This is a genomic window from Paenibacillus sp. FSL H7-689, from assembly GCF_000517905.1.
Classification (GTDB): domain Bacteria; phylum Bacillota; class Bacilli; order Paenibacillales; family Paenibacillaceae; genus Paenibacillus; species Paenibacillus amylolyticus.
Window position 1 is genome coordinate 367,870 of sequence record NZ_ASPU01000013.1, and the last position, 12,450, is coordinate 380,319.

General features: G+C 44.2%; 9 protein-coding genes. 1 reads left to right on the plus strand and 8 read right to left on the minus strand.

What is annotated here, in order from left to right:
- Positions 1-27: 27 nt before the first annotated feature.
- The 8 genes from C170_RS09145 to C170_RS09180 form a co-directional block, all read right to left on the minus strand.
- On the minus strand, positions 28-930 hold the full coding sequence (locus tag C170_RS09145) for an ABC transporter permease (protein WP_017688833.1): 903 nt from the start codon (positions 928-930) through the stop codon (positions 28-30).
- A 111-nt stretch (positions 931-1,041) separates the two neighbouring features.
- Entirely contained in the window at positions 1,042-2,643 is a 1,602-nt protein-coding gene (locus C170_RS09150; protein WP_036608672.1) for an extracellular solute-binding protein, read from the minus strand.
- A 395-nt stretch (positions 2,644-3,038) separates the two neighbouring features.
- Positions 3,039-3,467: a hypothetical protein gene (locus C170_RS09155; protein WP_162158962.1), complete on the minus strand. Its 429-nt coding sequence runs from the start codon at positions 3,465-3,467 to the stop codon at positions 3,039-3,041.
- Positions 3,468-3,651: 184 nt separating this feature from the next.
- The gene (locus C170_RS09160) at positions 3,652-5,895 is read right to left on the minus strand and encodes a helix-turn-helix domain-containing protein (RefSeq protein ID WP_051447085.1); all 2,244 of its coding nucleotides are present in this window, start codon (positions 5,893-5,895) and stop codon (positions 3,652-3,654) included.
- Positions 5,896-5,916: 21 nt separating this feature from the next.
- Complete coding sequence (locus C170_RS09165; RefSeq protein WP_235200738.1) at positions 5,917-7,140, minus strand: MFS transporter; 1,224 nt, start codon at positions 7,138-7,140, stop codon at positions 5,917-5,919.
- Between the two features lie 49 nt (positions 7,141-7,189).
- Positions 7,190-8,242, minus strand: coding sequence for an ROK family protein (locus tag C170_RS09170; protein WP_051447087.1), 1,053 nt, complete (start codon positions 8,240-8,242; stop codon positions 7,190-7,192).
- A gap of 36 nt (positions 8,243-8,278) precedes the next feature.
- The gene (locus C170_RS09175) at positions 8,279-9,481 is read right to left on the minus strand and encodes an ROK family transcriptional regulator (RefSeq protein ID WP_036608676.1); all 1,203 of its coding nucleotides are present in this window, start codon (positions 9,479-9,481) and stop codon (positions 8,279-8,281) included.
- Positions 9,482-10,151: 670 nt separating this feature from the next.
- A complete protein-coding gene (locus tag C170_RS09180; RefSeq protein WP_017688839.1) occupies positions 10,152-10,991 on the minus strand; it encodes a YitT family protein in 840 nt (279 codons plus the stop codon).
- Positions 10,992-11,364: 373 nt separating this feature from the next.
- Here C170_RS09180 and C170_RS09185 point away from each other — a divergent pair, with 373 nt between their 5' ends.
- Positions 11,365-12,423: a fatty acid desaturase gene (locus tag C170_RS09185; protein WP_036608678.1), complete on the plus strand. Its 1,059-nt coding sequence runs from the start codon at positions 11,365-11,367 to the stop codon at positions 12,421-12,423.
- Positions 12,424-12,450: the final 27 nt, after the last annotated feature.

Genomic DNA, 12,450 nt, shown 5'->3' on the forward strand with positions numbered 1-12,450 from the left:
CTTACAGATCATATGTGAATCAATCCACTACATAATGCTCTCATCGGTTAATTTCTTGGACGTATAGTTCGCTCCGAGTATGAAGACAAGTCCAACTAATGCCTGGAACAAACCTACAGCTGTTGCGAGCGTAACCTGACCAGATTGTAAACCGACACGATAGACAAATGTGCTGAGCACATCCGAGTATTCACGTACAGCCACGTTACCGATAATAAACGGTCGGTCGAAGCCGATAGAGATCATGTTGCCGACATTGATGATCAATAAGGTAACAATCGTTGTTTTGATGCCTGGCAAGGAGATGTGCCAGATTCTGCGTAGCCGACTTGCTCCATCCACTTCTGCGGCTTCGTAGAGTTCCCGGTTAATGCCCGTGAGAGATGCCAGATACAGAATCGTACCCCAGCCTGCACTCTGCCACACGCCTACCGCAAGATACGTGAAGAGCCAATAGTTTTTGTCTGAAAGGAAAGGTAATGGATCAAATCCCATGCTCATCAAGATATTGTTAATAAAACCGGATTGTGTACCGAATACCTGAAGTACGATCCCTCCAATAATAACCCACGAAATAAAGTGAGGAATGTACAGTAAAGTCTGTGCCAACTTTTTGAACCAGGCCTTCTTCAGCTCGAATAATAAGATGGCTAATATAAGTGGTGCCGGGAAGGAGACCAGTAGATCCAGCATGTTAAGCACTAACGTGTTGCGTAATGCCGTGTAGAATCCCTGATTTTGAAACACTTCTCTGAATGCATCCAAGCCAATCCACTCACTACCGGCGATCCCTTGAAAGAAGTTAAAGTCCTTGAACGCAATCTGCACGCCATACATTGGCCCATACTTGAAAATAATGAAGTAGATCATGGGCAGTAGGAGCAACGCATATAGTTGCCAGTTTCTGCGGAAATAGATGCTTGTTTTCATATACCTTCCCCCCATGTCATTCAGGATTCTTCATCAAGGCGATGTTGCCATCGCCCTAATGAAATCCCTGTTCTTTGTTGTCATACACATTAGATGTGATCTCTACTCTACTTATTTCATCGCTTTGTAAGCTTCTGTACGTTCATCCAGGATTGCTTGACCACCGCTCGCCATGTAGTCCTTCATCATGCTGTCATACGTAGCTTCAAAATCAGCGGGTTTGGAAATGGTTGTTTTCACGAAAAACTCCATAAACTTGTCTTTCAAGCCGTTACCGTAACGTGCTTCTGCGTCAATCGGTTTGGAGAAACGTACCGGTTGAATGGTGTCCGTGTTAGAGATCGCTACCGACTTGCGCATATCATCCCGATACTTCGACTCTACCTGTACGACATAAGCCTCTTCATTTTTCTTGTCATCTCCAACGTATTTACCATTGACGATAATGGCAATGTCACCGGAATTATAGATACGACCTGCGATTTCAGGAGAAGCATCATCTTTGATCAGTGGAACTCCATCCACGAGCTCATAGTTCTCGTTTTCAACACCGAATTGCAGATCGAACAGGTTGTTGCCCGAAGCCATCCAATCCAGATACTTCGTCGCTGCTTCCGCATTGTTGCTTGACTTCGGAATCATGACATACATCGCATTGGGTGCATAAGCCGGTTTGGCGAATTTGCCTTCGGAGTTTTTGAATGCATCAATCGGTGTCATCACTGCACCAGGTTGATTGGTTTGCAGGTTTTTGTACGTACCGGAGATATAAATCTCCCCTGCATCCTCGGTGTAGAATCCAACTTTGCCGTTAGATACATCTTCCCACAGCTTTTTCTTGTCTTTGTCGAGTCCAAAGTCCTTGCTCATTAATCCTTCATTATAAAGTGTGTTCATATATTTCAGAGCGTCCTTGAAACCAGGCAACAACGTTGGATAGTCATTGGAACCCAGTTGCTGCGTTAATGTATATTTCTGTTCTTCCGTCAGCGGTTCAATGAATGACCAGATCAGTGGTTCATATTGAGCCGAGGCAATGGACATCCCCATCGGAATAAGTCCTGTACCAACTTTACCCGGATCTTTTTCCTTAAAGGCCTTCAGTGTTGTATGCAGCTCCTCAGCTGTCTCAGGGGAAGGCAATCCGAGTGCATCCAGCCAGTCCTGACGAACATAGGATGCGTACTTCCCAAGTACAAGACGTTTACCTGGAACCGCGAACTGTTGTCCATCGTATTGACCGTAGGCCAGCGTTTCATCTCCCAGGAACTTCTTCAGGTTAGGACCACTTTGATTGATCAGATCCGTAAGTTCGGTCAGACCTCCTTGCTCTGCATACCGGTTGAATGTTCCCGAATCGTAGGTAAAGACGATATCAGGTACTTCAGAGCCACTCGCCATCAGAACGTTAAGTTTCTGTACTTCCTCCGAGCGTGGTACCGGAACAAACTGAACATCGATGTTATTTGGATCACCAAACTTCTCTTGAATGAAGCGAGTCAGATAACTGTCCGAAATGGTGTAGCCCGCCGGAGTGTTTCCCCGATCGAAGATTTCTACTTTCAAAGTCGTTTTCCCCCCCGAACCCGACTCTCCAGAGGAAGATGTTGATTCGCTTCCTGATGAACATGCAGATAATAATAGAGTGAATGCTGTTACCACTGCGAGGATTGAACTTGCCTTGCGTGCCTTACGTCTTTGAAATAATCTCATTTGACCTTTCCCCTTTCGCACACTCTCTGAATGGATTCACATGATTGCCACTCCACTTTGTTCATCCCATTTTGTTGCACCTGTGAATGTCACTAATCATTACATAAGATCTGATATTTAGACAATAAACTATTTTCAACATGTGAAATTCACGTTTTTTAAGTTAAATACCGCGATATATAAACATATTTCCTGACAATATGCAATTTTCACACCATTAACGTTAACTATAATAACATATTGTGTTGTATTCATTTTGGTTTCTCATAGACAATCTGGCATCACCCATCTTGCAATAATCTTTTTTCCATTAAATCTCTCTTCAAAAAATGAAAAAGAGACCACATCTTATGTGATCTCCTTGTTTAGCAACACGTGTAGAACGATTCGACGCACTAATTCCTTGGCGGAAGATTAAACTTCATTTGACCAAACAACGTATCGATGGCATTTCCCGCAAATTGATCGATGACATGTTCGTTGATCGTGTCCGTATGTTCCAAAATCAACACATTATACTTCTCATCATAATGCATTCCGCCCAAAATAAATCGTACTGGAATGTTCTGAGATGTCCCTTGCTTCGAAATGGCTTGAATAAGTTCGGATTCATGCCTTTGTTGACTTGTCGTGTAGGTACCAACAGGTATAGTTATCGTATATGACGAGTCATCTACATGAAATGTAAATGTGTTGTTGCTTGCTGTAATGGTAACCCGTTTACTGATATCTACCGATCCCCACACTTGCTGTCCATATTTGTACACCATCTTCAACTCCTGCCCTATTAATCTATGAATTGTCATAATGCTAGTATAGGACATTCGTAAAATTCCTTAACAACATACCAGCTACACTGGCCTAAGATCGTGGTTGAACAGCCAAAAAATCTCCTGTAAAGGACGATAAGGGACAAAACCTTATTGCCTCATACAGGAGATTTCATAGATATCTCTAGGATTATTGGATTTTACCCGATACGCGAATGTTCTAACACGTGCAATTCCGTTATTGATCCCCTTGTTTTCCACCCTGCTTGCGGTAGTCTCCTGGTGTCACGCCCATAATCCGTTTAAATACTCTGCCGAAAGAGATGGCATTGGCATAACCCACTTGCAGAGCAATATCCTGAACAGCCATATCGGATGCAGACAACAGACGACAGGCCTTTTCGACCCTCAGTTTCACCAGAAAATCAACAAACTTCATCTCAAACTCTTCCTTGAACAGATAACTCGCATATTTGCCCGAGATCTGGAACCGATCACTCAGATGTTTCAGCGACAGATCCGGATCATCAAAATGCTCTTCAATATAAATCCGGAGCTCGTTGATCATCGCTCGATGACTTTTCGTTTCATTTACAGATACATAATTGCGATAAACTTCTTTAAGCCACTCCTGCAAAATCTCTTGAATTCCCTCGAGTGTCTCCACCTGCTGGATATCACTGCGAAGACGAGTCAGGATTTCCTCGGCAAATTGGCTTTGCAACCGCTCAGACAGCTCCCCGAATTCACGGGACAACATCTGGATTAACGCCTGCAGCAACATGCGAATATCGTTATCTGTAATCTGATCTTCATTAAACGCAACAAACATCTGATCCAGCTGCGTTCGCCAACCATCGCCGGTTAGTCTGAATTCACGGACAAAGTCTGCGAGTATCTGCAAATACTTGTACGATTGCAGCTCAATACGATCCGGCAGTTGCTCACTGAGAACGATCGCATCTTTACCAAGGGTAAGTCTATGCTGCAAACCCGCATCTGCACTCGCATAGGAACGAGTAATCTCTTCCCAGCCCGGTACGGTTCGTCCAATCCCGAACGTAAACCGTAGGCGGAAGTTTTCCGCAATCCACATATGCATCTGCTTAGCCAGATCCATAAGTAATTCACGGTCCAGTCCTTCCTGCTCATCCGATGCAATCATCACAATAAGCCTGCGGTTCCCAAACCATTCAGCCCAACCGCCGAACTGGGTCTCATTCTGCACAAGTTCTTCCACTACATTCATGAGCGCAATCTTCAGAATATTCTGATTGGTCGAGAGATCGTCACCATTCATCTCCGCAATGAGGACAGCAACACTCTTCGGTTCCATGAATCGTTCCTCTAGCGGTTGCAGATGGCGAAGTCGCTGACGGAACGAATCCATCCGCTCTCCTTCCATCAGATCAACAAGCAACTGTCTGCGATGAATTAACAAGTTTTCATGATGTTGTTTCTCATAGTCAACCGTTTGAGCAATCAGATGTTCCAGCGCACGGTCGATGAGTGCCAGTTCATCTTTGACGGATGGAGTTGCTTCATTCTCCTCGGCACGTGGCTGTAACGCCTGAATTCGATTCATGATCAGCTGGATGGGGCGTGTATTTCTGCGAGTAATGTAGATTAGTCCCGCCACCGCACCAACAATCGTTAATAAACCAATACCGATCCACACATAAGAAACAAGGGATACCCATGAATACAGCTGTCCGGATTGAATACCACTCTCGAAGACCAGACCAAGCTTGTCCGCAGTCACACGATTAAGGATTTCACCTGCTGAAGGGTCCATTTGATGCGCGGTATAGATCAGATTGTCGCTTTTATCCCGAACCTGAAGAACAGATAACTTTTCATTGGTCATGTTATCAATCTGCCGTTCCACTGCATACATGCGGATGGTAATGACGAGCAGTCCTTCCCCGCCCCACGGTAACGGAAGCCACTTATTCATGCTAATCACCTGTGAAGGTACGTCGAAGGAACGTTCCTTATAATCACGTGGCAGGTTCCAACCGAGGTACTCCCGATCTTTCAAGGCTTGCTCAATATAGGCACGATCTTCGAAATCTTCCAAACGCATCATGCCTCTGGGCGTAAGAATCTGGGAATCGGACATGCGATAGAGATAAATGGATTGAATCATATCCTGCTGATCCAGCATACTTCCCAGCCCACTTGCCGCATCATAGATGAACTGACTCGATAATTGTCCCTGGCCAGCTTCCAGAAAGCGACTATATGTTTTGTTTGCACCAATGTCTTCAAGCAACCGAAGTTCAATGTCGCTTAGTGAGCGCTCCAGTGTATCCACGATATAGCGGGTGGAGATCATGTCGGCTTTTTGTGTTTCGTTACGTGAGAGTTCGTTGACAATCAGGAAGGAGAGAAAGATCAGAATGGAAATCGTAAGCAGAAAAATAGGAAAATACGAATACATCAACTTGGTGTGCCAATTCCGCTTCAGATTTACTTTCATAGGCTCCAACTCCTTCCATCTCTATTCTAATGAGTATGATCTTCTCTGTTCTTTGGCCTGCCTGCTGACGATATACAGAATCACTGATCCTAGTGCCGCACTGATCGTGCAAGCCAGATACATCAGTGATGGACCGCCGGAATCGAGTAAATATCCGTTAAGCATATTACCAACAATTCCGCCCAGGCCAGCAAACACCATGTTAAATAAACTTTGTCCTGTGGCCTGCATTTCCCGTCCCGTAACCGAAGCCACATATTCCACTGCTGCGATATAAAAGAATCCGAAGGATAACCCATGCAGCACCTGAACGCCAATCATGACCTCAGGCGTCGGCCATAGCCATTGTATCCCCCAACGTAACATATAGGCCCCCGCTGCAAGCAGCATCGTGCGTTCATGCCCCCATTTTCGGAGTATGAATGCCGCTGCCAACATGGATGGAACATTGGTAATCGACGCAAGCAACAACGCTGTACCCGTCATCGTCACAGAACCGCCAGCCATCTGAAATGAAATAACAAAAAAGGAGTTAAACGCAGTGAGCGTTTGGTTAACCAGGAAACAACCTGTTAGAAATAGAAGGAATGTCCGGTTTCGGAGCAATCTTGCCAAACCTACGGAGAAGGTTACCGAGGACGAGGAGATGCTCGTCTGCCGGGGAAGTGTACTTGCCAGTATAGCGCTCAGAATGTTAAACAGGAGAAATGGTAGCCATAACATGTGAATGGAAAACTGGGAGAGATACATCCCTGCGGCAAATCCCCCAACTCCCGTTCCTATGCTGCCGAAGAGTCGGATCATGCCATATGAGGTGTTCGCGGCTCTCGCAGCTGTAACCGCATAGGAGTCAGCAACGGGTATTTGAGTCACTTGGAATATAGTGCATAAAGTATAAATCAATATTAATATAAAGTACACTTGAATATTGTAGAAATACGCTAACGATGCAGGAACAAGCAGGCTTATCACCAGTACGAACCGTGTCTTTTTAAACTTATCTACCAGAATTCCCCATATAGGTTGAAGAATAATGGATACAAGTGTGCCAAACGCCATAATAAATCCGGTTTCTTTACTGGAAAACCCTTGTGCTACCAATATGGGATTAATGTACGGGTTAAACATCCCACCAGCTAGCCCCATAAACAGATATAGGCCCTGTAATTGGAGTAAAACACGTTTTGCATCATTGGAATCGGCTTTTATTTTCTCTGTGTAAGCCTTCATATGTCTACTTCTCATCCGGATCTCCATCCTTTATTTCTATAGTTGCTTCGCCTATTCTCTATTTTTAAGTGCGTGTCAGACTGGACTTGATTGCAGCCAATGCCCCGATTGCTCCTGCTTTGTTCCCCAGTTCAGCTACAGCTAGAAGTGTAGGCAGAACAGTGTAACGTTGGAGGCGTGTGCGCACTTCATTTAGATAATAGGATGGGTTGGATGCAGCCACGCCACCACCGATCACTATAATGGAAGGATTGAGTAAAGCCGTAATATTCGCCAGACCTCTAGCCATATAACGCATGGGTAGTTCCAAAATCTCCAGGGCAGCAAGATCACCCGACTCCGCTGCTTTGAATACATGCCTGGCTTCAATCTGTTCCGCTTCCCCTCCTGCCAGACTCATGATCAGGGATAAGGAACTTCCCTTTCCAGCAGCAAAATAACGCCTCGCCTGTTCGGTAATTCCCGTACCTGAAGTCACTTGCTCAAATACGCCAAAGGAATCCGCATCCGCAACGTAACCGGTATGAAGCCCTTCGTCTCCTGCAATGAAATGCCCAATCTCACCTGCTGCTCCATTCTGGCCGCTATAGAGCTGTCCATTCAGGATAAGAGCAGATCCAATGCCTGTTCCAACCGTGACCATTACACAGTGTTGATGTCCCTGTGCTGCCCCTTGATCATACTCTCCCATTGCCGCCATATTCACATCATTATCCAACATGATATTCCCGCTGTAATACTTCGCAATAACAGGGCGAATATCTAGCTCAGGCCACTGAAAAGCGGGAGCATTTCGCAGTATCCCCTCCTCTTGCAGAATCACACCAGGGAATCCCAAGCCTGCACCTTTAAGTTGATCCAGACTGCATCCAACTTCGCGGCAGAATATTTCCAATTCAGTGAATAACCATCGGAAGAACTCATCCGGCTGATCACTGGCAAGCGTAGGCAAGATACGTTCATGAACTTCATTTCCAGCCTGTTGTGATGACAAGAGCATTAATGTTTTGGTGCCTCCAATGTCAATACCTGCAATCCAGCCGGATGGATCACCTCCAACCGTACCATTCTGATTGGTCTGATAATTAATGCTTACGTTTTTCACGGATTCTGTCATCCCTTTTCCCTCCTCACATGTTGTATATCCAATCTCTTATTCCATTGCCTGCTGAAGGTTCAGCATCGTTTGTTGTACGGCTACCTGCACTGCACCAGTGACAACAGCTTGCTCACCAAGCTTGGAACAGATTAACTGTGGTTGCACCGGGAATTGCTCAGAGATGATCTGCCTCAGTAAAGGCAATAACACATCACCGTTCCCTCCTACACCTCCGCCAAGCACAATGAGATCCGGAGCAAGCACAACGCTAATCTGACGCAGAGCTGAAGCAATCTTCTGGCTGTATTGTTGTAGAATGTCTAACGCCTCTACTTCTCCACTGCGCGCAGCTTCAAATAACTTCTCGGGAGTCAGGTGTCTGTGAAGAGCATCTGTACCCGAATCAGCAGCCTCCAATAATAGTTCATCATGCTGATCTAGATAATCTTTCGCCAGTTGCATCAGACCATCAGCGGACAGCACTTCCTCCAGACGTCGGCCATCGTCCACCAGCATCTCCGCGATCTCTCCAGTTAAGCCACCTAAACCTCGAAGCAGTTGGCCATGTACCATGATGCCAGCGCCTGTCCCTGTACCGATGGAGAAAAAAACAAACAAGGGATATCCTGCTGCTGCACCACTCCGATACTCCCCAAGGGCTGCAAGATTCACATCATTTTCCAGAATTACTTCACAGGGAAAAGCTCCTGACAACGACTCTAAAGAGAAAGCTTCTTCCAGACCCGCTAAAGGGTCCACAATACGATTGATACGCCCTGATTCAGGCAGCACTACGCCTGGTATACCGAACCCGATGCACTGAATCTGATCCCAGTTCAGATGATTCTCATCAAGCAGTTCGTTCATATGGCTTCGAAGAAGCTCCAACATCGTCGCTTCTCCTCGCTCATAAGCTCCTTGAACAACCATGGGATATGTTCGATAGGCAATGATCTCTCCATTCAGATCGGATAATGCAATCCGAATACGAGTTGCGCCGATATCTATCCCACAGACATAATAAGCCGTTTCGTTGAAACGAATGAGGGTTGCTTTTCGACCCTGAGCGTTGTCAGCTGGCCCCATTTCCCTCACCAGATTACGGTCAATCAGATGTTCGACTGCCAAAGATACTGTTGGTTTACTAAGTCCGGTCTGACGGCTGATATCCGCTCTCGACATGGTTCCCTGAGTTATGAGGGCATCCATAATGAGATTTTCATTCAGATTGCGGATATACTGCGGTGTGCCAGCCATGTTATCGCCTCCTTTTATAGTTAGCATTTTTCATAATTCGATTAAAGTCGCTCTCGCGTACAAAATATAGACGAATAACACCGTTTCGATCTATATCTTGCTGATTGTAAAACGCTCTTGGAAATTATGCTAAATGCTTAGTTAGTTAGGTTTATTAACAAATTGATTAAATTCAATATATCATCGTGTTTGGTAGGTGTACAGCTTTTTGTCATTGCACTCTTTTAGTAGAAAGTTTTACTAGAAAGAACCAACCTTCACCTGTAACACAAAAGCCTAATAAAGGAATTATTATACAATAATAGACGTTTATACATTTCCGAAACAGTGACACGCTCATAGAATACCTTATCACGATCAGGGAGGTTTTAATATGTATAGAAAACATCATAAATGTCATCATCCAAGACCAAAGTGTTTTTACAAAAAAATTACGAAAACTTGTGTTACCAAAGTGAAATATGTCCCTACAAAGTGTAAAAAACACTGTCATGTCACTGTTGAATATTGTGGAATCAAAAAAAGAAGACATTATTAATACTCTTTTGCCCTTCTCTTCAGAGAAGGGTTCTTTCTTATTGAACTAGGTTAATACCGGATACCATTAACCTATCAAAAAAGTTGCGGTGATATTTCACCGCAACTCCTTTCTTCATTATATACATATTCATCAAGTTTTAGAGAGTTCAATAAATCCTTCACCGAAAACATCACGCACGTCATGAATGGTAATAAAAGCAATCTCATCTTCTGCTCGTACAATCTTCTTCAGCATAGAAACTTCCTGCTTGCTAATCACAATGTATAGAATTTCTTTCTTATTTTTTGTGTAATAGCCATGACCGGACAGGACGGTTACTCCGCGATCCATCTTCTCAATGACTTGCTTTGCGATTTCATCCTGTTTGGAAGAGATAATCATAACGGCTTTTTTCGGATTAAGCCCTTCAATAATGAACTCCATTGTTTTGGTTCCGACAAACAGCAAGACAATTGTACACATTAATCCTTGTGGTCCAATGATGAAGTATGAGGAGAAAGCCACAATCAGATCGAAGAACAGAAGTCCGTAACTGATATTCCAATCCAGATATTTGTTGGCAAGTCGGGCCAGGATCACTGTCCCCGCCGTTGTGCCTCCCACTCTAACAATCAAGCCAATACCAAGACCGGCAAATAATCCGGCAAAAATGGTATTGATCCAGAGTTCATCCGATGCAATCGTCCAACTCTCCGTCAGATGCAGGAACAACGAGTTGAATACCACTGCAATAATTGTATATACCGTAGTCGTTTTATCAAGAAACCGATATCCCACAATTAACAAAATACCGTTCAGGATCAAGTTCATCAGTCCAGGGGACCATTCAAACAGGTAATACAAAATAATCGTGATACCCGTGACGCCGCCTTCAGCCAAATCGTTCGGGATGACAAACAGGTTCACCGCCAGTGCAAACAGAAATGCACCAGCCATAATAAATAGGATATCCGTAATTCGTTTCTTCATTATGCATTCCATCCAATCCATCAGAAATCAACCTAATCGACCCGTCTCATAAGTTGTCATAACCACTCAAAGATAGATTTTACCATGCTCTCAACAAAATTTGTATACATAATACAAATTGTTGCGTAATTTGTGCAAAGGAATTAGTAAAACCTGCTTTTCTGTCTTCGCAGAGCTATTGAGCATCATACACCCATGACAAATGTCATGGTCCGTCATTGATATTCATCATTACAGAAGGCTGACGTTTATGACTTACTGTCATGTTCGGATTGTTTTACAATGATAAAAACGCTTCCTACAGGAAAGTCTAGCGGGAAACGCCAAGTTGTAGCTGATTACAGTTATAACGATTGAAGGAGGACACAATTTTATGAACAGATCAAAAGAAATGGCCTTAAAAAAAGAAGTTACCCCTTACGAAAAAAATGATCTCAGATTAAGTATCCGTCAGTTAATCAATACATTGCTCCCGCTCTTCTTGTTATGGGCAGCAGCTTACTTTAGCTTATCGGTTTCCTACTGGCTGACCTTCCCGATTGCCTTGGTGGCATCCGGATTTGTACTACGGACCTTTATTATTTTCCATGACTGCTGCCATGGTTCATTCTTCAAGAGCAAACGCGCCAATGATATTCTCGGTACCATTACTGGTGTTTTAACAGTTACACCCTATCAGCAGTGGAAAAACGAGCATTCTATCCATCACGCAACAAGCAGTAATCTTGACAAACGTGGTGTAGGTGATATCTGGGTTATGACGGTTGACGAATATAAAGAAGCTTCTCCTTGGGGACGTCTCTTCTATCGGATTTATCGTAACCCGTTTGTATTGTTTTGTATCGGACCCATTTACGTGTTTCTGTTGGCTTACCGTTTTAACCGCAAAGGTGCTAGACGTAAAGAACGTATCAATACACACCTGACTACCGTATTGATCGTAGTGCTCTATGCATTCATGTCCTGGTTAGTCGGATGGCAGGCTTTTGTAATGGTGCAGGCACCTATCTTCTTCTTCTCCGGTTTCTTTGGTATCTGGTTGTTCTACGTCCAACATCAGTTCGAAGAGACGTATTTTGAACATGAAGATGAGTGGAGTTATGTAAAAGCAGCTGTTGAAGGCAGTTCTTATTACAAATTGCCAAAATTATTGCAATGGATCAGTGGTAATATCGGGTTTCACCATGTGCATCACTTGAGCCCACGTGTACCTAACTATTTCTTGGAAGAAGCACATAACGCAACACCACCTTTGCAAAAAGCAACGACTATTACACTACGTTCCAGTCTGGTTGCCCTGCGCTTCCGTCTGTGGGATGAAGATTCTAAACAGTTTATTAGCTTCAGACAGCTCAAAAAGCTATCCCGCAAGCCGTATGTTCAACCGCCTATCCGAGTAACCAATCCAGCGGGTCTGACAGAGAAGCCTTAACTCTGTCGGATTCGTTTTCTTGTGTTC